We start from the raw sequence: 24078 nt of genomic DNA on the forward strand, positions 1-24078 counted from the left end.
TAGTAGAACGGCTTGGCGGAACTTAAAGCCCCAGAGCCCTGAAAACGGACGATCATGTCAGACGAAACCGCCAGCACACCGGCAAAAAAAACCAAACGGCTGTGGCAGGCGACCAAATGGTCGTTGTTGTTCATCGTGATTTGCGTGGCTGCCGTGGCGGGAACGGCGCTGTATCTGATCCGCAGTCCCATAATTGTGCCGCAATGGGTCGAGACCCGGATCGAGGCGCGGCTGGCGCAAGATTTGCCGACAGCGCGGGTCAGATTTGGCGAGATGGTGTTGATCGTGGATGACGGCTGGCGGCCCCGCATCCGGTTGCAGGATGTGTCGGTCACAAATCCCGAAGGGGCCGAACTGGCCGCCTTCCGCGAGGTGCGCGCCAGTTTTTCAACCCGCGCCTTGATGGAAGGGCAGATCAAACTGCGCGATCTGGCGCTGTCGGGCATCGTTGCGGATTTGCGCCGTGATCAGGATGGCCGCGTCGCCTTGCGGGCAAGTGCGGGCCAGGCCCCGGCCGAGCGGCGCGCCGCCACCATGCCGCAGCTGATCGGTCAATTGGATCAGGCGCTGCTGATGCCCGCGCTCAGCCGGTTGCGGTCGATCGACGTGCGTGCCTTGACCCTCAGCTATACCGATCTGCAATCCTCGCGGGTCTGGACAGCGGATGGCGGGCGTCTGCGGATGACCCGCGACGGCGATATCCTGAGCGTGACCGCCGATCTTGCGGTGTTGGGGGGCGGCGCAAACGTGGCCACGCTGGCGGCGAATTACACCAGCGTCCTGGGCGATACCGCCGCGCAATTCGGCGTGACCTTTGATGGCGTCGATGCCGCAGACATCGCGGTGCAAAGCCCGGCCTTTGCGTGGTTGAACGTCTTGCGCGCGTCGATTTCGGGGTCGGTGCGCAGCAGCATCGACGACGACGGTGCCTTCGAGCCGCTGAACGCCACCTTGCAGATCGGCAGCGGCGTGGTGCAGCCCAATGCCAATGCAACGCCGATCCCCTTTGACGGGGTGCGCAGCTATTTCAGCTATCACCCCGACCAAAAGCTGCTGCAATTTGATGAACTGTCGGTCCAGAGCCAATGGGTGTCGGGGCGCATCGAAGGCGAAGCAACCATCGGCGCGTTGAAGAACGGCAAGCTCAGTGATCTGACCGCGCAAATCCGACTGCGGGATCTGGTGGCCAATCCGGCCGAAGTTTACGCCCAGCCCATCAGCATCGACGGGGCCGATCTGGACCTTCAGATCAAGCTCAACCCGTTTCACCTGACCCTCGGGCGCATGGATATCCACGACGCCGATACAACGCTGAACGTCAGGGGTGATTTAACCGCAGGGCCGGACGGCTGGCAGGTCGCACTCGATGCCGGTCTGAACGAAATCTCGCCCGAGCGGGTCATGGAACTGTGGCCCGAGAAGGCCAAGGTCAAGACCCGCAAATGGGTGGCGGAGAATGTCTATGCGGGCAAGCTCAGGAACGTCGATGTGGCCTTTCGATTGCAGCCGGACGCGCGGCCGCAGACCTATCTGGCGTTTGATTTTCTGGAGACCGAGGCGCGGTTCTTGCGCAGCATGCCCAATATCACCAAGGCCAGCGGCCATGCCAGCCTGCTGAAAAACCGCTTTGTCGCAAGTGTGGACAGTGGCCGGATCACTGCCCCCCAAGGCGGCGAGATCGCGATCAGCGCCTCGTCTTTCATCATGCCTGACGTGACGATCAAGGACGCGCCGCCCGGCATTGTCCGGCTGAACACCCAATCCTCGATCACCTCGGTGCTGTCCTTGCTGAACCTGCCGCCGCTGAGCATCATGGACAAAGCCAACCAGCCGGTGACTTTGGCCCAAGGGACGGCGGACCTGTCCGGCACGATTGCCTTTCCGATGAAAAAAGGATCGGACCCCAAGCTGACCGTCTTTGACATCAGCGGCGATCTGCTGGACCTGCGCAGCGATGTTCTGGTCAAGGACCGGACCCTTGCTGCGGAAAAAATGAACGTGGTGGTGTCAAACAGCAACATCACGATCAAAGGGCCGGGCAATATTGACGGTGTGGCGTTTGACGGCGGCTGGTCACAGCCCCTGGGCCGCGCCGGTGCCCCCAGCGAAGTGCGCGCCGATATCGTGCTGAACCAAAAAGCGCTTGATACCTTTAACATCAAACTGCCCCCCGGCAGTGTGTCGGGCCAAGGGCGCGGCTGGTTTGCGCTGGATCTGGCCAAGGGGCGCGCGCCTTCGTTTTCAATCACTTCGGATATGAAAGGGTTGCAGCTGAACGTGCCGCAACTGGGGTGGAGTAAACCCGCCGCGGCCACGGGATCGCTGCTGGTGGCAGGCAAGCTGGGGCCGGTCCCCCAAGTTGATCTGATCGAGGCGAAAGCCGCAGGGCTGGCGGCCAAGGGGTCGGTCAAGCTGGCCAGTGGCGGCGCATTGGAGCGGGTGCGCTTTGACACGCTGACTGTCGGACGCTGGCTGAACATGCCGGTCGATCTGTTGGGGCAGGGGCCAAACGCGCCCGTGCAGGTCGTCGTGCGGGGCGGCAGCCTTGATCTGCGCAAGGCCGAATTTGGCACATCGAAGCCCAGCGGCATCAAAGGCCCGCCGATGCTGGTGCAGCTTGACCGGCTTCAGGTCACCGACAAGATCGCGCTGACCAATATGCGCGGCCAGTTTGATATGGCCTGGGGGCTTGACGGGCGGTTTACCGCGAACCTGAACGGCGGCACCCCTGTGTCGGGGCGCGTGGTGCCGCAAAACGGGCGCAGCGCGATCCAGCTGAATTCGGCGGATGCGGGCGGGGTCTTGCGCTCGGCGAATATGCTGACACAGGTGCGCGGCGGAAACCTGTCGCTGACCCTGGTGCCGGTCGGGTCGGGCGGCGCGTTCGACGGGCGCGCCCAGATCACCGATGTCAGGATCAAGGACGCCCCCGCGATTGCGGCCTTGGTCAATGCGGTGTCGGTTGTCGGGCTGGTGAATGAATTGAATGGCGATGGCATCTATTTCGATACGGTCGAGGCCGGGTTTCGCATGACCCCGAACCGCATCACCCTGGCGGAGGCAAGCGCCACGGGCGCATCGCTGGGCATTTCGATGGATGGCGTCTTTGCCACCGATACGGGTCGCATGGCCCTGCAAGGGGTGATTTCCCCGGTGTATCTGCTCAACGGGATCGGCAGCTTTCTGACCCGCAAAGGCGAAGGCTTGCTGGGGTTCAACTATACTCTCGGCGGCACGCCCCAAGATCCGCAAGTGTCGGTAAACCCGCTCTCTGCACTGGCCCCCGGTTTCCTGCGCGAGATCTTTCGTGCGCCGCCCCCCGATTTGCCGCCGGTCGACGGGGTCAGCGGGTTGACCTTGCCCGCCACACCTGCTGCGCCGGAAAAACCGGTTGTAGCACCTTATGAGGGGCGCTAAGCGGCTGCCATGAAACTAAGCGATTTTGATTTTGATCTGCCCGACGCGCTGATTGCCACGCGCCCCGCAGTCCCGCGCACCTCTGCACGTTTGCTGGTGGCCGAGGGCCCCGTGCTGCATGATAAAACAGTCAGCGATCTGCCCGACTGGCTGCGCGCGGGCGACCGGCTGGTGCTGAATGACACCCGCGTTATTCCCGCACGCCTGAACGGGCTGCGCCACCGCGCCAGCGCCCAAGGGCCGGTGCAGGCCCGTATCGAGGTCACCCTGCTTGAGCCGCGTGCCGAAGGGACCTGGGCCGCTCTGATCAAGCCGTTGAAAAAGCTGAAGATCGGCGAAGAGGTCGTGTTCAGCGATGATCTGCGGGCGACGCTTGAGGCGATCGAAGACGGGCAGGGGCATCTGCGGTTCAACTGCGCGGGCGATGATTTCGACGCGGCGCTGAATGCCGCCGGTGCCATGCCGTTACCGCCCTATATTGCCGCCAAACGCCCCGCCGATGCGCAGGACATGACCGATTACCAAACGGTTTTCGCCCGCAACAAAGGGGCCGTGGCCGCCCCAACCGCATCGCTGCATTTTGACGACGCGCTGCTGGCGCAGCTGGCGGCGATGGGGGTCGACTTCACCCATGTCACGCTGCATGTCGGCGCGGGTACGTTCCTGCCGGTCAAGGTAGACGATATATCTGACCACAAGATGCACAGCGAATGGGGGCAGGTCAGTGCTCAAGCCGCCTCCGAGATTGCAGCCACCAAAGCGGCGGGCGGTCGGATCATTCCCGTGGGCACCACGGCGCTGCGCCTGATCGAAACAGCAGGCCGCAGCGGGGCGATCCAGCCGTGGGAAGGCGATACCGATATCTTCATCACGCCGGGGTTCACCTTTAATGTCGCCGATGCGCTGATGACAAATTTCCATCTGCCGAAATCCACATTGATGATGCTGGTCGCGGCTTTGATGGGGCAGGACGCGATAAAAAACATCTATTCCCACGCAATTGATTCAAATTACCGGTTCTTTTCCTACGGTGACGCATCATTGCTTTTGCCCGAGGCGCAAAAACCCGCCTGAGTGTCGTACAAGGGGATGACATATCCCTCGAACAGGATCAGGGAGGGACAGAACGGAAGATGGGATTCGATAGATGCTAAAGGTTTTCGCAAGCGTATGGGCGCTGTTGCTGGGTATGTGCTTGCTGATGATCGGCAACGGCATGCAAGGCACACTATTGGGTATCCGCGGCGGCATCGAAGATTTCTCGACCTTGCAGATGTCGATCGTTATGTCGGCCTATTTCGCGGGCTTCCTTGGCGGGTCGCGCATGGCCCCCGGCATGATCCGGCGCGTCGGTCACGTGCGGGTGTTTGCCGCTGTTGCGTCGATGATTTCGGCAGTGATGATCCTCTATCCCACATTCCCCAACATCATCGTCTGGTCCTTTGGCCGCGTGCTGATCGGGTTCTGCTTTTCGGTGGTCTATGTCACGGCAGAAAGCTGGCTGAACAACGCGGCCACCAATGAAAACCGCGGGCAGGCGCTGTCGCTTTATATGATCGTGCAAACCGCAGGCATCGTGATCGCCCAGGCCTTGCTGCTGACAGCGGACCCGTCCGGCTTTGTCTTGTTTGTTATTCCATCGGTGCTGGTCAGCCTTGCCGTGACGCCGATCTTGCTGGCCGTCAGCCCGACACCTGCATTTGACACCACCAAACCCATGAGCCTGCGCAGCCTGATGACCGCTTCACCGCTGGGCTGTGTGGGGATGTTCCTGCTGGGCGGCGTGTTCTCGGCGCAATTTGGCATGGCCTCCGTTTACGGGGCCGAAGCTGGGCTGAGCGTCGCGCAGATTTCGGTCTTTGTGGCGGTGTTTTTCATCGGGTCGATGCTGCTGCAATATCCGATCGGATGGGTGTCCGACCGTATGGACCGCCGCCTGCTGATCGTCATCACATCGGTTGTCGGGTTTCTGGGGTCTGTTCTGGGCATGATGATGGGCCATATGTTCCCTGTTTTGCTGTTGTCGGCGTTTATCGTCGGGGGGATGTCGAACCCGCTGTATTCGCTGCTGATCGCCCACACGAATGACTTTCTTGACCTCGAAGACATGGCGGCCGCATCCGGCGGGATGTTGTTTATCAATGGCTTGGGGGCGATCATGGGGCCGATTATCACCGGTTGGATGATGGGCACAGCACTTGGGCCGGGGGGCTTTTATCTGTTTACGGCCGTCTTGTTCGCAGTGCTTGCCGTTTATGCGTTCTACCGTGCCACTGTACGGCCCACAGTCGCTACCGATGAAACCAGCCAATACGTCCCGTTTTCGGCCGCCACAACCGCCCTGGCGGTCGAGGTTGCGCATGAATACGCCGTCGAAAGCGACCAAGCCGAAGAAAGTGCCGCCTAAGAGTTGGTTTTGTGACGTTTTTGTTGCAAAACTTGTGTTTCAAAGTTGTTATATTTCTCATTACCTATGTTCAGGGAACGGCTAGGCAAAGGAACGCAATGTGATTGGCCCCGATGATATTCTGAAATTCTGGCTTGATGATGCCGGACCAGACAAATGGTACATCGTTGACGAGGATTTCGACCAAGTCATCCGTGACAAGTTTCTTGAGACATGGGAAGCCGCCTGCGAGGGCAAGTTCTCACTTTGGCTCACCTATCCGGCGGGGGCCTTGGCCTATATCATCCTGACCGACCAGTTTCCCCGCAACATGTTCCGCGGGCAGGGCCGTGCCTTTGCATCGGACCGTGCGGCGCTGGCTGTCGCCAAATCATCGATCCACAAGGGCTGGGACATGCGCATTGACCCGCCCGCGCGGCAGTTCTTTTACCTGCCGATGATGCATTCTGAAAACCTGATCGATCAGGACCGCTGCGTGCGTCTGATGTGCGAACGGATGCCGCACAGTTCCAGCAACCTGCTGCACGCCCGCGCCCACCGCAAAGTGATCCGCGAGTTTGGCCGCTTTCCTTACCGCAATGACGCGCTGGACCGCCCCTACACGGCGCTGGAACAATCCTATATTGCCAATGGCGGCTATGGCAGCACCGTGCGCGCGCTGGAAAACGAAGCTGCCTGACGCCTCTGATCGGGGGCATCGGAATCTCGCGGTTGCTGTGCGGGAAAATATAGTTTACCGCTAAACTATATTTTCTCTCCCATGCTGCGAGGTTTCCCTATGGCTGAAAAATCCTTTGATCTGATTGTGATCGGTGCAGGGCCCGGCGGCTATGTCGCTGCGATCCGCGGCGCACAATTGGGGCTGTCGGTCGCAATCGTCGAACGCGAACATCTGGGGGGCATCTGTCTGAACTGGGGCTGCATCCCGACCAAGGCGCTGCTGCGGTCTTCCGAAGTGTTCCACCTGATGCACCGCGCGGCCGAATTCGGGTTGAAGGCGGATAACATCGGCTATGATCTGGATGCTGTTGTGAAACGGTCGCGCAAGGTTGCGGGGCAATTGTCGGGCGGCATCGGCCATCTGATGAAAAAGAACAAGGTCACCGTGTTCATGGGCGCGGCCAAACTGGCCGGCAAGGGCAAGGTTTCGGTCAAGACCGACAAGGGCAGCGAAGATCTGACGGCCAAGAACATCGTGCTGGCCACGGGGGCGCGCGCACGCAACCTGCCGGGCCTTGAGGCCGACGGCAAACGCGTCTGGATGTACAAGGACGCGCTGCAACCGCCGCATATGCCGAAAAAGCTGCTGGTCATCGGATCGGGTGCCATCGGCATTGAATTCGCCAGTTTTTACAACACCTTGGGTGCTGACACCACGGTCGTCGAAGTGATGGACCGCATCCTGCCCGTCGAGGATGAGGAGATCAGCAAATTCGCGAAAAAGCAGTTTGAAAAGCAGGGCATGAAGATCATGCAAAAGGCTGTCGTCAAACAGCTGGACCGCGCGGCTGACAAGGTCACTGCCCATATCGAAGTGGGCGGCAAGATCGAGAAGCAAGAATTCGATACCGTGATCTCCGCCGTGGGCATCGTCGGCAACGTCGAGGATCTGGGTCTTGAGGAAATGGGCGTCAAAGTCGACCGCACCCATGTTGTCACCGATGAATATTGCCGGACCGGCGTTGACGGGCTTTATGCCATTGGCGACATCGCGGGGGCCCCGTGGCTGGCGCATAAGGCGTCGCACGAAGGTGTCATGGTGGCCGAACTGATCGCGGGCAAACACGCGCATCCTGTGAAACCTGAATCCATCGCGGGCTGTACCTATTGCCACCCGCAAATCGCGTCCGTAGGCTATACCGAAGCCAAGGCCAAGGAACTGGGTTTCGACGTCAAAGTAGGCCGCTTCCCCTTTATCGGCAACGGCAAGGCGATTGCCTTGGGCGAACCCGAGGGCATGATCAAAACCGTGTTCGACGCAAAAACCGGCGAATTGCTGGGCGCGCACATGGTTGGGGCCGAAGTGACCGAACTGATCCAGGGCTATGTCGTTGGCCGTCAGCTTGAGACAACCGAGGAAGACCTGATGAACACCGTCTTCCCGCATCCGACCCTGTCCGAGATGATGCACGAGGCCGTTCTCGACGCTTACGGCAAAGTCATCCACATGTAAAAACGACCCGCGCCATTCCGTTCTGGACGGAGTGGCGCACCCCTGCCATAGATTGCATATGGTAAGTCTAAATCGCGTCGTCATGGGCCCGGCATCCCGCCGGATGATCCAGAACCTCATCCCGCAGCAGCTTGATGTTGCTGAGATTTCGGGCAAATGGGGCGAGATGTTCGATTTCAAATCCTACGAACAATTCCGCTATCCCGAATATGACATCTGCGCCGGTCCGATCATGGACAATCCGCAGGACCGCCCCCGCAAATTTGATCTGATCCTTGCCAATCAGGTGTGGGAACATCTGGACCGTCCCTATGCCGCCACAAAAAACGTCCGCCGGATGTTGAAAAAGGGCGGCCATTTCTGGGTTGCCGTGCCGTTTTTCGTGCCATTTCACGCGGCCCCTGCGGATAATTCGCGCTGGTCTGCGCGGGGGCTGAAGAACCTGCTGATCGAATGCGGGTTCGACGAAGACGCCATTCAATCCAGCCAATGGGGCAACCGCAACGCCGCCCTGCGCAACATGGAAGAAAAATGGCCCCCCGAATATGACGAGGCCACGGATGATATCTCCAACGACCCGGATATGCCGATCTGCGCATGGGCCTTGGCGCAAAAGACCTGAAGCGGCGGTGGTCGTCTCGTGAAAACACCATTTCCGTTGATATTCGCCCTATGGGGCGCGGGTCTGGGTGCCGCTGCGCAATATGGCAAGGTCAGCGTAGTTTTCGACGCGCTGCCTGCGGTCTATCCGGGGGCAGGGGCCGCGTTGGGTTTTGTGGTGTCGCTGGTGGGGCTGGTCGGCATCGTCTTTGGCGTGGTGGCGGGGTTGGTCGTGGCGCGGGTGCGCTACCGGCGGGCCTTGATCAGCGCGCTTTGGATCGGGGCGGGGGTGTCGGCGTTTCAGGCGCTTTTGCCCGACCTGCCGCTGCTGCTGGCCAGCCGCGTGATTGAGGGCGCGTCGCATCTGGCCATTGTTGTCGCGGCCCCCACCTTGATCGCGCAACTCAGCGCGCCCAAGGATCGCGGGTTGACCCTTTCGCTCTGGGGGACGTTCTTTGGGGTGGCCTTTGCCGTGTTGTCGCTGCTGGGGCGGCCCTTGGTTGCGGGCTGGGGAATACCGGCATTATTTGCAGCGCATTCGGCGTATATGGCTGTTTTCGCGGTGCTTTTGTCCGGCTGGCTCAAACGGCTTCCGCCCGAAGGGCCGCAACCCTTCCTGAACCTGCGCCAGATCATGCGCGATCACGGCACGATCTACCGCTCACCTTATATCAGCGCACCGGCTGCCGGTTGGCTGTTCTATACCTTTTGCTTTGTGTCGATCCTGACCGTCCTGCCGCCCTATCTGACCCCGGAGTTGCGCAACCTGATCCTTGCCGCCATGCCGATTGTCAGCATCATCGTCTCCATGACGATGGGTGTGTGGCTGCTGCGCCATGTGTCAGCCGTGCGCGTGGTCGAACTGGGCTTTGCCGGGTCGGCGCTGTGTCTGGCGTGGCTATGGGCGGTTCCCGGCGCGCCTTTGGCCTGTCTTGCCCTTGCCGCGGCATTGGGGCTGATCCAGGGGGCCAGCTTTGCCGCGGTTCCGCAGTTAAACGATACTGCGGCCGCCCAAGCCCAAGCGAACGGGGCCATGGCGCAAATGGGCAATCTGGGCAATACGCTGGGAACGCCGGTCATCGCCTCGGTGCTGTTAAGCTTTGGCTATGCTGGCATGCCGGTGGTCGCGGGTCTGGCCTGTATCGGCGGGCTCTGTGCGCACCTGATTTTGGGCAGGCTGCGCAACCGCATGTAACGTTCCCGATGTGTTCTGATTTTTCCATTGGAGAATCCGCAACGCGCCCCTATGTACAGAGTCTTAACGGGGGTGTCTGATGGCTGAGCTGAAATACATCGAAGTGCGCGGCGCGCGCGAACATAATCTAAAGAACATCGACGTGGATATTCCGCGCGATCAGTTGGTGGTGATCACGGGCCTGTCAGGTTCCGGTAAATCTTCGCTCGCTTTTGACACGATATATGCCGAAGGGCAGCGCCGCTATGTCGAAAGCCTAAGCGCCTATGCCCGCCAATTCCTTGATATGATGCAGAAACCTGATGTGGACCACATCAGCGGCCTGTCGCCGGCAATCTCGATCGAACAGAAAACCACGTCGAAAAACCCCCGTTCGACCGTCGGCACGGTGACCGAGATTTACGATTACATGCGTCTGCTGTTCGCCCGTGTCGGCACGCCCTATAGCCCCGCCACCGGCAAACCCATCGAGGCGCAGCAGGTGCAGGACATGGTCGACCGCATCATGATGATGGAGGAGGGCACCCGTGCCTATCTGCTGGCCCCCATCGTGCGCGACCGCAAAGGCGAATACCGCAAGGAATTCCTCGAGCTCCGCAAGCAGGGGTTCCAGCGGGTCAAGGTAAACGGCGAATTCTTTGAACTGGACGAACTTCCGACGCTGGACAAGAAATTCCGCCATGACATCGACGTGGTCGTGGACCGCCTTGTCGTGCGCGAGGGGCTGGAAACACGTCTGGCCGACAGCTTGCGCACAGCGCTTGATCTGGCCGATGGCATTGCGATCCTCGAAACCGCGCCCGCCGAAGGCGACCCCGAACGCCAGACCTTCAGCGAGAAATTCGCCTGTCCCGTCAGCGGCTTCACCATCCCCGAGATCGAACCGCGCCTGTTTTCCTTTAACGCGCCCTTTGGGGCCTGCCCGTCCTGTGACGGTTTGGGCAAGGAGCTGTTCTTTGACGAACGGCTGGTCGTGCCGGATCAGAATCTCAAGATTTATGACGGCGCGTTGGCCCCGTGGCGCAAGGGCAAGTCGCCCTATTTCCTGCAAACCATCGAAGCCATCGCCAAACATTACGAATTCAACAAAAGCACCAAGTGGAAAGACCTGCCCGAAAAGGTGCAGCAGGTGTTTTTGCACGGCTCCGGCAAGGAAGAGATCAAGTTCCGCTACGATGAAGGGGGCCGCGTCTACGAGGTCAGCCGTGTCTTTGAAGGGGTGATCCCCAACATGGAACGCCGCTACCGCGAGACCGACAGCAACTGGATCCGCGAAGAGTTCGAGCGCTACCAGAACAACCGCCCCTGCGGCACCTGCGAAGGCTACCGACTGCGCCCCGAAGCGCTGGCCGTCAAGATCGGCCCCGTCGATGGCACCCCCGACCAGCGTCTGCACGCAGGTCAGGTTGTGCAGATGTCGATCCGCGAGGCATTCGACTGGTGCAATGCCGTTCCCGACCAGCTGAGCAAGCAAAAGAACGAGATCGCCCGCGCCATTCTCAAGGAAATTCGCGAGCGGCTCGGATTCCTGAATAACGTGGGATTAGAATACCTTACGCTGGCACGTTCAAGTGGAACGCTCAGCGGTGGGGAAAGCCAGCGCATCCGTCTTGCCTCGCAAATCGGGTCGGGGCTGACGGGGGTTCTCTATGTCCTTGATGAACCCTCCATCGGCTTGCACCAGCGCGACAACGACCGTCTGCTGCTGACGCTGAAGAACCTGCGCGACCAGGGCAACACCGTGATTGTCGTCGAACATGACGAAGAAGCGATCCGCGAGGCCGATTATGTTTTCGACATCGGTCCGGGGGCCGGTGTGCATGGCGGTCAGGTGGTCAGCCACGGCACGCCCGAACATGTGGCCAACGACCCGAACTCTTTGACCGGTCAATACCTGACCGGCAAACGCGAAATCTCGGTGCCGGCCAAGCGGCGCAAGGGCAACAAGAAAAAGATCAAGGTCGTCAAAGCCACGGGCAACAACCTGCAAGACGTCACCGTTGACTTCCCCTTGGGGCAGTTTGTCTGCGTCACTGGTGTGTCGGGCGGCGGCAAATCGACCCTGACCATCGAAACCCTGTTCAAAACCGCGTCGATGAACCTGAACGGGGCCCGCCAGACGCCCGCACCCTGCGAAACGATCAAGGGGTTGGAGCATCTGGACAAGGTGATCGACATCGACCAACGCCCCATCGGGCGCACCCCACGGTCGAACCCTGCAACCTATACCGGGGCTTTCACGCCGATCCGCGACTGGTTCGCGGGCCTTCCCGAAGCCAAGGCGCGCGGCTACAAGCCCGGTCGCTTCAGCTTTAACGTCAAGGGCGGGCGCTGCGAGGCGTGCCAGGGGGACGGCGTCATCAAGATCGAGATGCATTTCCTGCCGGATGTCTATGTCGAATGCGAAACCTGCAAGGGCAAGCGCTATAACCGCGAAACGCTCGAGGTGAAGTTCAAGGGCAAATCCATCGCCGACGTGCTGGATATGACCGTGGAAGACGCGCAGACCTTCTTTCAGGCCGTCCCCTCCATCCGCGAGAAAATGGATGCGCTGATGCGCGTGGGACTTGGCTACATCAAGGTGGGCCAGCAGGCGACGACCCTGTCCGGCGGCGAGGCGCAGCGCGTCAAGCTGTCAAAGGAACTGAGCAAACGGTCCACGGGGCGGACGCTGTATATTCTGGATGAACCCACCACCGGCCTGCATTTCGAAGACGTGCGCAAGCTGTTGGAAGTGCTGCATGAATTGGTCGATCAGGGAAATTCGGTCGTGGTGATCGAACACAACCTCGACGTGGTGAAAACCGCCGACTACATCATCGACATCGGGCCCGAAGGCGGCGATGGCGGGGGCCGTGTGGTGGCGACAGGCACCCCCGAACAGGTCGCCGAGGTCGCGGAAAGCCACACAGGCCACTACCTCAAACCGATGCTGGCCCCGCGCAAGGTTGCCGCCGAATAAAGGCACCGTTCATTTTGCCAGATAAACTCCACGGGGGTCCGGGGGTGTGAAACCCCCGGCCTTCCCCTCAGAAACTCATCCCCGATTGCGTTTCTCGAAACGCGGCAGCATGGCCGAGAAATCCTTGCCCTTGCCATCTTCATCCTCGACGAATTGGGCATAAAGCGCGCGGGCCAGTTCACCCATCGGCGTGTCGGCATTGGCCATCTCGGCGGCCTGTTGTGACAATCCCAGATCCTTGAGCATCAGTTCAGCCGCGAACCCCGGCGCATAGCCGTTATCGGCGGGCGACGTCGGGCCGACACCGGGGGCAGGGCAATAGGCATTCATCGACCAGCTGTACCCCGACGACGTGCTGACCACGTCGAACATTTTTTGCCGGTCCAGCCCCAGCTTGTCTGCCAGCGCAAAGGCCTCGCAGGTGGCGATCATGGTGACGCCAAGGATCATGTTGTTGCAGATTTTCGCAGCCTGACCGGCACCCGCATCACCGCAATGCACGGCCTTCTGACCCATGATATCAAACAGCGGCTTTGCCTTGGCAAAGGCTGCTTCGGTGCCGCCTGCCATAAAGGTCAACGTGCCGCCAGCCGCCCCGCCGATGCCGCCTGATACCGGAGCGTCAACTGCCAGAATACCCGCATTTTCAGCGGCTTCCGAGGTGTTCTTCGCGCTTTCCACATCCACGGTGGAGCAATCAATAAACAGCGACCCCTTGGTCATATGCGGGATTGCCTGCGCTGCCACCTGCCGCAGGATCGACCCGTTCGGCAGCATGGTGATCACCACATCCATGCCTGCGACAGCACCTTCCAGATCACTGGCCACGGCAACGCCCTCAGCCTTGGTGCCGGCAACGTCGAACCCGGTAACCGTGTGCCCGGCCTTGGCCAGATTGGACGCCATCGGCGCACCCATATTTCCCAACCCGATGAAACCGATATTTAACGTGCTCATGTCATTTTCTCCAGTTTAAGGGCGTCTTTGCCCAAGGGTTGCAGCATCTTGGCGACTGCGGCTGTGGGAACATTCATATCCGCAAACTGCCAGCTTGGATTGCGGTCTTTGTCGATGATTGCCGCGCGGATCCCCTCAAGGAAATCGCCATGCTCCATCGCGCGGAAGGTAAAGCGGTATTCAAGATCGAGGGCTTTCTCGATGCTCAGGGACGGGCCGCGCAGGCGGTGCAGGGCCTCTATGGTGCTGGCCATGGCAAGCGGGCTCATCCGGCCCATCTTCTTGAGGGATTCTTGCGCAAAGGGGCTGTCCTTGACGTGCAGATTGGTCAGGATATCGCTCAGCGTTTCGCCATCAAAAAGCACGTCAATTTCGTCTTGCTGTGCGGCCAGCGGCGACGCGGGCGGATCGATTTTGGCCGCATCAAGTGCCGCGATATCGCCTGTGCTCTCCAGGGTTTCAGTGACCTTTTGCCAGTTTAACTCCGGGATGTAACTATCTGCAAAACCGGCAAAAATGGCGTCTGCGCCGGACATGCGTGTGGCGGTCGTGCCCAGATATTCGCCAATGCGCCCCGGTGCCAGGGCCAGCATCAAGGTGCCGCCAACATCGGGCAGCAACCCGATGCCGCATTCGGGCATGGCGATCTGGCTGGTTTCGCCCACAATGCGGTGCGACCCGTGGCACCCAAGGCCAACGCCACCGCCCATGGTGAACCCTTGCAGGAACGACACGACAGGCTTGGGATAGGCGAAAATCTTGGCGTTCAGGCGGTATTCATCGGCCCAGAACTTTTGCCCATAGGCATAATCGCCCTTGGTGCCGGTGGCATAGAGTTCGGCAATATCCCCCCCCGAACAAAAGGCACGGTCGCCAATCGCGTCCAGCACGATCAGATCAACCGCGTCATTGTCGCGCCACGCGTCAAAGGCGTCTTCGATGGCCAGACACATCTCGTAGGTCATGGCGTTCAACGCATGGGGGCGGGTCAGGGTGATCCGACCAGCGCGACCCGTGATGCGGATAGAGATATCGCTCATTTGTTTTTCAACATGTCACGGGCGACAATGACGCGCATGATCTCGTTTGTGCCTTCAAGGATCTGGTGAACGCGCAGGTCACGGACGAGCTTTTCGATACCGTAATCGGCTAAATATCCATATCCGCCATGCAGTTGCAGGCATTGGTCAACGACCTTGCTGCCGACCTCGGTCACGAATTTCTTGGCCATGGCGCAGAACTTGGTCGCGTCAGGCGCGCCGTTATCCAGCTTCCATGCGGCTTGGCGCAGGAAGGTGCGGGCGGCTTGCAGCTCGATCTCCATATCCGCCAGACGCCATTGCAGCCCCTGGAACTGGTCGATGGACTTCCCGAACGCCTTGCGATCGCCCATGTAATGCAGGGTCGAGGTCAGGGCAGTCTGTGCAGCACCCAGTGAACAGGCGGCGATGTTCAAACGGCCACCATCCAGCCCCATCATCGCATATTTGAAACCTTTACCCTCTTCGCCTACCAGATTTCCGGCAGGAATGTTGCAATTGTCAAACTGCACTTGGGCGGTTGGCTGGCTGCGCCAGCCCATTTTATCCTCGAGACCGCCAAAAGACAGGCCGGCTGTGCCGTCTTCGACATAGACCGTGGACACACCCGCTGCACCGTCATCCGACGTGCGGACCATGGCGACATAGGCGTCGGAATATCCGCCACCCGAGATAAACGCTTTGGTCCCGTTCAGGGTGTAGCCGTCATTGGTGCGGTCGCATTTCGTCTTGAGCGCGGCAGCATCCGATCCGGAGCCTGGTTCGGTCAGGCAATAGCTAAGCACGGTGTTCATCGACAAGACGTCGTCCATGATCCGCGCCTTCAGTTCATCGCTGGCAAAGCTGTCCAGCATCTTGGCGCACATGTTGTGGATCGACAGGAAGGCCGCAACGGAGGGGCAGGCCATGCTGAGCGCCTCGAACACCAATGTGGCATCAAGCCGCGTCAGACCGGAACCGCCGGCCTCCTCGGAGACATAGAGGCCGCCAAAGCCAAGCTCGGCGATCTTGGGCCAGATTTCCTTGGGGATGGTTTCGTCTTTTTCCCATTGGCGCGCGAAGGGGGCGATATGTTCCTGGCCAAAGCCATAAGCCATATCGAAAATGGCGGATTGTTCTTCTGAAAGTGCGAAATCCATAGCGATGATCCCTCCCAAGACCTGTCGAATTGAACATATGTTTAATTATAACGAGGGCTGCGCAGGGCGCAAGCGGTCTGCGGGGGCCGAAACCCCCGCAGAAGATGGATTATTCCATCGGTTTGAAGTTGAACTCGCCGCCTTCTTTAATTCCGCTCGGCCAGCGCGAGGTCACGGTTTTGGTGCGTGTGTAGAATTTGAACGCATCGGGGCCGTGCTGGTTAAGATCTCCAAAGACGGATTTCTTCCAGCCGCCAAAGGTGTGATAGGCCAGCGGCACAGGGATTGGCACGTTGATGCCGATCATGCCCACGTTGATGCGGTTCGCGAAATCGCGCGCCGCATCCCCGTCACGGGTAAAGATCGCGGTGCCGTTGCCCATCTCGTGATCCATCGCAAGGCCAAGCGCCTCTTCGTAGGTTTTGGCACGCACAGTGGACAACACGGGGCCGAAAATCTCGTGCTTGTAGATGTCCATGTCTTTGGTGACGTTATCAAACAGGTGCGGCCCGACAAAAAAACCGTCCTCGTAGCCCTGCAACTTAAAGTCACGCCCGTCGACAACCAAGGTCGCGCCTTGGTCGATGCCGGTTTGAACCAGACGTTCGATGTTGGCCTTGGCCGCCGCTGTCACCACAGGGCCGTAATCGACATCCTTGCCCGATGTGTATGGCCCGACTTTCAGCTTTTCGATGCGCGGGATCAGTTTTTCGATCAAACGGTCGGCTGTTTCATCGCCCACAGGCACGGCCACGGAAATCGCCATGCAGCGTTCGCCGGCAGCACCGTAACCGGCACCGATCAGCGCATCTGCCGCTTGGTCCAGATCGGCGTCCGGCATGATGATCATGTGGTTCTTGGCACCGCCAAAGCATTGAACGCGCTTACCATTCGCGCAACCCGTGCCATAGATATATTCGGCAATCGGGGTGGAGCCGACAAAGCCCACGGATTGAATGACAGGGTGGTGCAGGATCGCGTCGACCGCTTCCTTGTCGCCGTTGACGACCTGAATGATACCTTTGGGCAGGCCTGCTTCTTCCAGCAGTTCGGCCAGCATCAACGGAACGGACGGGTCACGCTCGGATGGCTTGAGGATAAACGCGTTGCCGCAGACGATGGCAGGGGCAAACATCCACATCGGGATCATCGCGGGGAAGTTGAACGGCGTGATGCCGGCGGAGACACCCAAAGGCTGGCGCATGGAATACATGTCGATGCCGGGGCCGGCGCTGTCGGTGTAGTCGCCTTTGAGCAATTCAGGCGCGCCGATGCAGTATTCGACCACTTCAAGGCCGCGCTGTACGTCGCCAGCGGCATCGGGCAGGGTCTTGCCATGCTCACGGGAAAGCGCTTCGGCCAGTTTGTCCATGTCGCGGTTCAGCAGATCGACGAATTTCATCATCACGCGGGCGCGGCGCTGCGGGTTCACGGCGGCCCAGGCAGGTTGTGCGGCCATGGCGTATTTCACGGCCTGGTCCATCTCGGCTTCGTTGGCGAGGGGGCATTTGGCCTGAACTTCGCCTGTCGCAGGGTTGAAAACATCGGCAAAACGGCCTGACGTGCCTTTGACATGTTCGCCGTTCAGATAATGGGTGAGCTCTTGCATGGGAATCCTCCGGTTATGTTTGTGGGCACGATAGGCTTGCAAAAATGATTGGGAAAGGGGCATGAAGTCAAAACTGTTTTGCATTTTTGCAAGACGGCCCTGCGGGATTTGACGGCGGAAGGGGGCCAGCCCCCGTCCTTCGGACTCCCCCGGAGTTTGTTTGGCAAAATGAAAAGGGAGAAGCGGCGATGTTGGGGAATTGGGATGACTTGCGTCTGTTTCTGGCCGTTGCGCGCGAACAAAGCCTGTCGGGGGCGGGCAAGATCTTGCGGCTTGATCCGGCGACCCTGGGGCGGCGCATGGCGCGGGTGGAAAAGGGATTGGGGGTGGTTCTATTTGTGAAATCGCCCACCGGATATGCCTTGACCGAGGCCGGGGTGCAGTTGTTGGAGCGGGCAGAGGCGGCCGAGCAGGCCATGCGCGTGGCCACAGCCGAGGTGGCCGAGCCGTCCGACAGGTTGCGGGGGCAGATCCGGATCGGGGCGCCGGATGGCTGCGCGAACTACCTGTTGCCGCAGGTCTGTGCACGGCTGATTGCGGCTAATCCCGAATTGGATATCCAGATTGTTGCCTTGCCGCGGGTGTTCAACCTGTCGCGGCGTGAGGCCGATATGGCGATCGGGGTCAGCGCCCCCACGGCGGGGCGGTTGGTGGTGCAAAAGATCACCGATTATCAACTGCATCTGGCCGCATCCCGGACCTATCTGGATGCAAGCGCTCCGATCCGGACCCCCGCCGATCTGCAGGGGCACCGGTTGGTCGGCTATATCCCCGACATGATTTTCGACCGCGAGTTGGATTATCTGACCGAATTGGGCATGACCCGCGTTCCCTTGGCGTCCAATTCGGTGTCGGTGCAGGTGAATATGATCCGGCAGGGCGGGGGCGTTGGAATCGTTCATGATTTCTGCCTGCCTGCCACCCCCGGCGTGACGCGTATTCTGACATCCGAAGTCAGATTAAGCCGCGCATTTTACCTGATCCGGCATGAGGATGACCGCCGGAATCAACGGTTGAGCCGCTTTGCAGAGGAGTTGGCGCAAGGGGTGCGGGCAGAAGTGGTAAGACTTGAGGCAAATACTTGACAGGCAACAGTATTAAAGGGAACCTAGGGTCCAGAGCAATAATATTGCGGAGGGTTCCAAAATGCTTGTGTCTCAAATCCTGAAAACCAAGGCGGATGACAGTGTTACAACGGTCAAGCCGGATATGCTGATCGCGGAGGCTGCCAAGATGCTGTCGGACAAGCGGATCGGTACGTTGGTCATCTCGAGCGATGGCAAATCACCCGATGGCATTCTATCCGAGCGCGATATTGTACGCGAGCTGGGGCGTCAGGGTGGGTCCTGTCTGAATATGACCGTTGAGAGCCTGATGACACGCAAGCTGGTGACCTGCACCAAGGACGAGCGGTCGGACGCTATCCTGAGCAAAATGACCGAAGGGCGGTTCCGGCATATGCCGGTTTTGGAAGACGGCGCGTTGATCGGGCTGATTTCGCTGGGGGACGTGGTCAAGGCCCGTTTGATGGAGCTGTCGATGGAAAAAGACGCCCTTGAGGGGATGATCATGGGGCATTAGCCCCTACGTCTCTTTCCCATTATCCAAATAGGCCGTTGCATTTCAGGCGCTTAAGTGTTTGCCTGCCGCGGAAATTACGACACAAGAAGACTGGATTTCCCTATGCGCGTTGGCCTTTATCCCGGCACCTTTGACCCGATCACCCTGGGCCACCTTGATATCATCCGTCGTGCCGCGACATTGGTCGACAAGCTGGTCATCGGCGTTGCGATCAACCGTGACAAAGGCCCGTTGTTCGAGCTGGAAGAGCGCGTTGCCTTGATCAATTCGGAATGTGCGGCCCTGTCAAAAGAGACCGGCACCGACATTGTGGTGCACCCGTTCGAGAACCTGCTGATTGATTGCGCCCGTGATGTCGGCGCGCAGATGATCATTCGCGGGCTGCGGGCTGTCGCTGATTTTGAATATGAATATCAGATGGTTGGCATGAACCGTAAGCTGGATGACAGCATCGAGACGGTGTTCCTGATGGCCGAGGCAGAACATCAGGCGATTGCAAGCAAGCTGGTCAAGGAAATTGCCCGGCTTGGCGGGGACGTCAGCAAATTTGTGACGCCCGCCGTCAATGCCGAGCTGAAGAATCGTTTCTCCAGGGGGTAGCCCCTAGAGGAATTTCGCGATCACGCGGGATGTATCCAGCATCCGGTTCGAAAAGCCCCATTCGTTATCATACCACGCCAGAACGCGCAGCTGTGTGCCGTTTTGAACCGAGGTCTGGTCGGTCGCTACGACGCAGGAATGGCTGTCGTGGTTCAGGTCGATGGACACCAGCGGTTTGTCGACCATGCCCATGATGCCCTTGAGGGCACCTTCGGATGCGCTGCGCAGCACCTGGTTCACTTCTTCCACAGTCACCTTGCGCGCAACTTCGATCACCAGATCGACGCAGGACACGTTCGGTGTCGGCACGCGGATCGCGGTGCCGCCGATCAGACCGTCAAGTTCCGGCAGAACCTTGCCCAAAGTCTTGGCCGCACCGGTGGTGGTGGGGATCATCGACAGGGATGCAGCACGGGCGCGGTACAGATCGCTATGGGCTGTGTCATGGGTGGGCTGGTCGCCGGTAAAAGCGTGGATCGTTGTCATGTGGCCATGCACAATGCCGAAGGCGTCGTTCAGCGTTTTGGTCAGCGGGGCCATGCAGTTGGTGGTGCAGGATGCGTTGCTCATGACCGTGTCATCGGCATCAAGAATGTCGTGGTTCACACCGTAAACAATTGTTTTCATGGCGTCTTTTCCGGGGGCCGAGATCAGGACCCGTTTCGATCCGTTCGCAAGATGCTTGGCGGCACCGTCGCGGGTCACAAAAATGCCGGTGCATTCCAGCGCGATGTCCACATCGCCCCAGGGCAGGGCTGCGGGGTCACGCTCTGCTGTGACGCGGATCGGCCCTTGGCCCACATCCATGGTCCCGTCGCCCAAGGTTACCGGACGGCCATAGCGGCCATGAACGGAATCGAATTCAAACAGATGTGCGTTTGTCTCAAGCGGGGCCAGATCGTTGATTGCGACCACTTGCAGGTCGTCGCCCCCTTGTTCCATCAAGGCGCGCAGCACGTTGCGGCCAATGCGGCCAAAGCCATTGATTGCGAGTTTCGTAGCCATTGGGGCGTCCTCCTGAGTGTGATAGCGCTAACATCGCGATAAAACACTGAAAGTCAACCGAAGCGGGGATAATCAGGGACGGGATTGTTGAAAAGACGGGTAAATGCGGGACGCAAGTTTCCGATTAGCGCCAGAAAGCGACCCATTCGATCAGGTCCATGAACTTTTTCGTCAGAAAGATCAGGTGTTCAGTGCCGAAATAAAACGTGTCCACAACCAAACCGATGGTCAGCAACGCCGCCAAAACCAGGGTGATCGGGGTGTTCATTTTGCATCTTCCTTGCGCGGGGCCCTGACTTTAAACGACAGGACCCCAGATATGACAGGGCAAGGCGGGTGCTGCAAGACTTAGCCAAGTTTGCCCATGGCGACGGCAACATCGGCCATGCGCACAGAGAAACCCCATTCGTTATCGTACCACGCCAGCACGCGCACCATGCGGTCTGCGACGACCATGGTTTGATCGGGGGCAAAGATTGAACTTTCTTCGGTGTGGTTAAAGTCGATGGAGACTTTCTTTTCGGGGTCATAGCCCAGCACGCGCTTCATCGGCCCTTCGGCGGCGGCACGCATGGCGGCGTTGACTTCGTCGACGGTAACATCGCGCGAGGCACGGAAAGTCAGGTCAACCGCGCTGACATTGGGGGTGGGCACGCGCATGGCGGTACCGTCCAGCTTGCCCTTGAGCGCGGGCAGAACTTCGCCCAAGGCAGCCGCCGCACCGGTGGAGGTGGGGATCAACGCCATGGCCGCCGCGCGGGCGCGGTACAGGTCATCATGGCGGCGGTCCAGCGTGGGCTGGTCGCCGGTATAGCTGTGGATCGTGGTCATGATGCCATATTCGATGCCGAATGCATCCTGCAAAACCTTGGCCATCGGTGCCAGGCAGTTGGTGGTGCAGGACCCGTTTGAAATCATCGTGTCCGAGGCCCGCAATTCATGGTCGTTCACGCCGTAAACGATTGTGCGGTCGACGTTTTTGCCCGGTGCCGACAGCAGTACACGTTTTGCGCCGCGCTCAAGATGCACCTTGGCCTTTTCACCGTCGTTGAATTTGCCGGTACATTCCAGAACCACATCGCAGCCGTCCCAGTTCAGCTCTTCCATCTTGTAGGTCGACATGACCTCCATCGGGCCACGGCCCAGATCAAGCGTGCCGTTGCCGACTTTTACCTCGTTTGGAAAGCGACCATGGACGGAATCGTATTTGATCAGATGCGCTGCTGTCTCGAGCGGGCCTGTTGCGTTGATGCGAACCACTTCGATGTCATCGCGGCCCGACGCTGCGATATGAGACAGGGTGCAACGGCCAATCCGGCCAAATCCGTTAATACCGACTTTGATGGTCATGGGGCGTCCTTTGAAAAATACGGGTGACGTTGCGCGCTCTATAACGGCAGCTAGGCCGTGACTGAAAGGGTAAAAGCTTATAATTTCCGTATGTTAGCGTTAACCAGGGATGTTAGCGGTAAATGTCACAGGGTGTTTGCCTTCGCGGGCGACTGGGTTAAGTTTACACCTGACTGAATTGGAGAATTTTGATGAGTGGTTTACTGGCGCTGTTGGACGATGTCGCAGCGATTGCCAAGGTGGCGGCGGCAAGCGTCGATGATGTGTTCGGCCAGGCTGCCAAAGCCAGCGCCAAAGCTGCGGGCGCGGTGATCGACGATGCGGCCGTGACGCCGAAATATGTGCACGGTTTCGAGGCCAAGCGTGAATTGCCGATCATCTGGCGGATCACCAAGGGATCGTTGAAAAACAAGTTGGTGTTTTTGCTGCCGGCAGGTTTGCTGCTGTCGAATTTCGCGCCTTGGGCCATTCCGCCGCTGCTGATGTTGGGCGGTGCCTATCTGTGCTTTGAGGGGGCCGAGAAAGTCGCCCATGCCTTGGGGGTTGGCGGGGCAGGGCACGAGGAATACCCCGGCAAGGAAGAAACGATAGAAGACCCCGCTCATCTCGAAGAACAAAAGGCCCAAGGTGCGATCAAGACCGATTTCATCCTGTCGGCCGAGATCATGACGATTATCCTGTCCAACCTTGCAGTCACGAATTTCTGGATGGAAGCGGCGGCACTGGCTGCGGCTGCGGTGATGATTACCGTGGCGGTCTACGGGTCGGTGGCGCTGATCGTTAAGGCCGATGATGTGGGGCTCTACATGGCGAAAAACGGCAACCTTGGCCCGACGCGGGTCATTGGCCGTGCGGTGGTGCGCGGTATGCCGAAATTCCTGACCACCCTGACCATTGTCGGCACTGCGGCGATGCTGTGGGTGGGCGGTTCGATCATCATCCACGGCATGGAGGTGTTGGGCTTTGACACGTTGGGCCACCTGATCCATGACGCGGCTGCCTATGTCGGCCACCTGGTACCCGCGAACTATACCGGCGCTGTCGAATGGATCGCCAAGGCCGCGATGGACGGCGTGTTCGGGCTGGCCCTTGGCCTGATCCTGATCCCCGTGGGCGAGAAAATCGTCACCCCCCTGTGGCGCACTGTGTTCAGCGGCAAAAAGAAAGACCCCGCAGCGGTCTAGCCTTCTGCGGGGAGTGGTGGGTGTGGGGAACGGCGGGGGTGAGCCGAATGCAGACCTTGATCGTTTGGTGTTTTCGGCCAGGGTTTCGGCAGATAGACGCAACAATACTAGATGAGGTCAGTTACTCCGAAGATCAAAATGCAACCGCTGGCGGTCCCTAGCCAAAACAGGGCAACCAAGGCTACCCGCCATGGTTTCGATCTGACACCCGAAACAATCAGACAAGAAGGTATGTACCAAAGGACCGAGAGAAGCGCCCCGAGAAAGACGAACAGTACAAAAAACAAAAAGGACTCAGGCAGTAGTGCAATCGCGAGGCCGATAGGAACAATCGGCATAAACTCTGCATTCCATATGTGCATGGTAAAACCCAGAAATGCTGCAACAATCAGCCGGCCCCGGTTGGGTTTCAAAACCGACCCCATTCGGCGGCGGTTCGCCATGAAAAGGACAAGGATCGCCGAGACCGCCAGCCCGAAAGTCAGTGATAGGAGTGCCGCGCTAAGAGGTTCAGGAACGAAGAACATTCTTGGAAGATTGCTAAGCCGTGGCATCCGATAGAAAACGTAGACGAACCAGACGGGCAGGCCGATTGCGAGAGACAACAGGATCGCTCGTTGCACTGGCTTCAAGGGTGCGCGTCTGTCCATGAGTCTGCAGCTCCCAATGGGCGTGACCAACATGGTCTGGCACTTTTAATCCTAGTTTAATTAGCTGACAGAGGACAGAATATTCATCTTGTCGCCGCAATGATCGCGAAAGTCCGTTTGGACAACTCAGCAAGGGTCTTTGATGAACTGACTAGTTCGGTAGGCAGCTTTGTCCGCTCACCAGACATAGACAGGCTCCGCGAAACCTC

At 59.2% G+C, this 24078-nt stretch carries 20 protein-coding genes; 12 read left to right on the forward strand and 8 right to left on the reverse strand.

Going from position 1 to position 24078, the window contains the following annotated elements:
• Positions 1-54 precede the first annotated feature (54 nt).
• The 8 genes from ACSQ13_RS04955 to uvrA all read left to right on the forward strand — a co-directional run bounded on the left by ACSQ13_RS04955 (position 55) and on the right by uvrA (position 12754).
• Entirely contained in the window at positions 55-3417 is a 3363-nt protein-coding gene (locus ACSQ13_RS04955; protein WP_295512842.1) for an AsmA-like C-terminal region-containing protein, read from the forward strand.
• A 9-nt stretch (positions 3418-3426) separates the two neighbouring features.
• Entirely contained in the window at positions 3427-4491 is a 1065-nt protein-coding gene (gene queA, locus ACSQ13_RS04960) for a tRNA preQ1(34) S-adenosylmethionine ribosyltransferase-isomerase QueA (protein ID WP_176250124.1), read from the forward strand.
• Between the two features lie 73 nt (positions 4492-4564).
• On the forward strand, positions 4565-5824 hold the full coding sequence (locus ACSQ13_RS04965) for an MFS transporter (RefSeq protein WP_295512841.1): 1260 nt from the start codon (positions 4565-4567) through the stop codon (positions 5822-5824).
• Between the two features lie 100 nt (positions 5825-5924).
• Positions 5925-6503 (forward strand): DUF924 family protein, encoded by a 579-nt coding sequence (locus ACSQ13_RS04970; RefSeq protein ID WP_176250122.1) that lies wholly within the window; start codon positions 5925-5927, stop codon positions 6501-6503.
• Between the two features lie 99 nt (positions 6504-6602).
• Entirely contained in the window at positions 6603-7997 is a 1395-nt protein-coding gene (lpdA, locus tag ACSQ13_RS04975; protein WP_176250121.1) for a dihydrolipoyl dehydrogenase, read from the forward strand.
• Between the two features lie 58 nt (positions 7998-8055).
• Positions 8056-8619, forward strand: a complete 564-nt coding sequence (locus tag ACSQ13_RS04980) for a class I SAM-dependent methyltransferase (RefSeq protein WP_176250120.1) — start codon at positions 8056-8058, stop codon at positions 8617-8619.
• An 18-nt stretch (positions 8620-8637) separates the two neighbouring features.
• Positions 8638-9792 (forward strand): MFS transporter, encoded by a 1155-nt coding sequence (locus ACSQ13_RS04985; RefSeq protein ID WP_295512840.1) that lies wholly within the window; start codon positions 8638-8640, stop codon positions 9790-9792.
• A gap of 79 nt (positions 9793-9871) precedes the next feature.
• Positions 9872-12754, forward strand: a complete 2883-nt coding sequence (gene uvrA, locus ACSQ13_RS04990; RefSeq protein WP_435988227.1) for an excinuclease ABC subunit UvrA — start codon at positions 9872-9874, stop codon at positions 12752-12754.
• 75 nt (positions 12755-12829) lie between these two features.
• Here uvrA and mmsB read toward each other — a convergent pair whose 3' ends face one another.
• The 4 genes from mmsB to ACSQ13_RS05010 form a co-directional block, all read right to left on the reverse strand.
• Positions 12830-13711 carry a 3-hydroxyisobutyrate dehydrogenase gene (mmsB, locus tag ACSQ13_RS04995; RefSeq protein ID WP_295508927.1) on the reverse strand — a complete coding sequence of 294 codons (882 nt, stop codon included), beginning with the start codon at positions 13709-13711 and terminating at the stop codon, positions 12830-12832.
• Positions 13708-14751 carry an enoyl-CoA hydratase/isomerase family protein gene (locus tag ACSQ13_RS05000; protein ID WP_176250117.1) on the reverse strand — a complete coding sequence of 348 codons (1044 nt, stop codon included), beginning with the start codon at positions 14749-14751 and terminating at the stop codon, positions 13708-13710. Before ACSQ13_RS05000 ends, mmsB begins: the two co-directional genes overlap by 4 nt.
• Positions 14748-15890: an acyl-CoA dehydrogenase family protein gene (locus ACSQ13_RS05005; protein ID WP_295508922.1), complete on the reverse strand. Its 1143-nt coding sequence runs from the start codon at positions 15888-15890 to the stop codon at positions 14748-14750. Before ACSQ13_RS05005 ends, ACSQ13_RS05000 begins: the two co-directional genes overlap by 4 nt.
• A 109-nt stretch (positions 15891-15999) precedes the next feature.
• A complete protein-coding gene (locus ACSQ13_RS05010) occupies positions 16000-17499 on the reverse strand; it encodes a CoA-acylating methylmalonate-semialdehyde dehydrogenase (protein ID WP_176250115.1) in 1500 nt (499 codons plus the stop codon).
• Between the two features lie 188 nt (positions 17500-17687).
• Between ACSQ13_RS05010 and ACSQ13_RS05015 the strand changes: the two genes are divergently transcribed.
• The 3 genes from ACSQ13_RS05015 (at position 17688) to coaD (ending at position 19680) form a co-directional block, all read left to right on the forward strand.
• A complete protein-coding gene (locus tag ACSQ13_RS05015) occupies positions 17688-18584 on the forward strand; it encodes a LysR family transcriptional regulator (RefSeq protein WP_176250114.1) in 897 nt (298 codons plus the stop codon).
• 61 nt (positions 18585-18645) lie between these two features.
• Positions 18646-19080, forward strand: coding sequence for a CBS domain-containing protein (locus ACSQ13_RS05020; RefSeq protein WP_176250113.1), 435 nt, complete (start codon positions 18646-18648; stop codon positions 19078-19080).
• Positions 19081-19182: 102 nt separating this feature from the next.
• Entirely contained in the window at positions 19183-19680 is a 498-nt protein-coding gene (coaD, locus tag ACSQ13_RS05025) for a pantetheine-phosphate adenylyltransferase (RefSeq protein WP_176250112.1), read from the forward strand.
• Between the two features lie 3 nt (positions 19681-19683).
• Here coaD and gap (ACSQ13_RS05030) read toward each other — a convergent pair whose 3' ends face one another.
• From gap (ACSQ13_RS05030) to gap (ACSQ13_RS05040), 3 genes are all read right to left on the reverse strand, one after another.
• On the reverse strand, positions 19684-20685 hold the full coding sequence (gap, locus tag ACSQ13_RS05030; RefSeq protein WP_176250111.1) for a type I glyceraldehyde-3-phosphate dehydrogenase: 1002 nt from the start codon (positions 20683-20685) through the stop codon (positions 19684-19686).
• 124 nt (positions 20686-20809) lie between these two features.
• The gene (locus tag ACSQ13_RS05035) at positions 20810-20953 is read right to left on the reverse strand and encodes a hypothetical protein (RefSeq protein ID WP_176250110.1); all 144 of its coding nucleotides are present in this window, start codon (positions 20951-20953) and stop codon (positions 20810-20812) included.
• Positions 20954-21033: 80 nt separating this feature from the next.
• Positions 21034-22035, reverse strand: coding sequence for a type I glyceraldehyde-3-phosphate dehydrogenase (gap, locus tag ACSQ13_RS05040; protein ID WP_295508912.1), 1002 nt, complete (start codon positions 22033-22035; stop codon positions 21034-21036).
• Positions 22036-22226: 191 nt separating this feature from the next.
• On the opposite strand from gap (ACSQ13_RS05040), the gene ACSQ13_RS05045 reads away from it, so the two are divergent.
• Positions 22227-23219: a DUF808 domain-containing protein gene (locus ACSQ13_RS05045; RefSeq protein ID WP_295508909.1), complete on the forward strand. Its 993-nt coding sequence runs from the start codon at positions 22227-22229 to the stop codon at positions 23217-23219.
• A 107-nt stretch (positions 23220-23326) separates the two neighbouring features.
• Here ACSQ13_RS05045 and ACSQ13_RS05050 read toward each other — a convergent pair whose 3' ends face one another.
• The gene (locus ACSQ13_RS05050) at positions 23327-23869 is read right to left on the reverse strand and encodes a hypothetical protein (protein WP_176250107.1); all 543 of its coding nucleotides are present in this window, start codon (positions 23867-23869) and stop codon (positions 23327-23329) included.
• Positions 23870-24078: the final 209 nt, after the last annotated feature.

This window comes from Sulfitobacter sp. SH22, assembly GCF_965641905.1.
Taxonomy (GTDB): domain Bacteria; phylum Pseudomonadota; class Alphaproteobacteria; order Rhodobacterales; family Rhodobacteraceae; genus Sulfitobacter.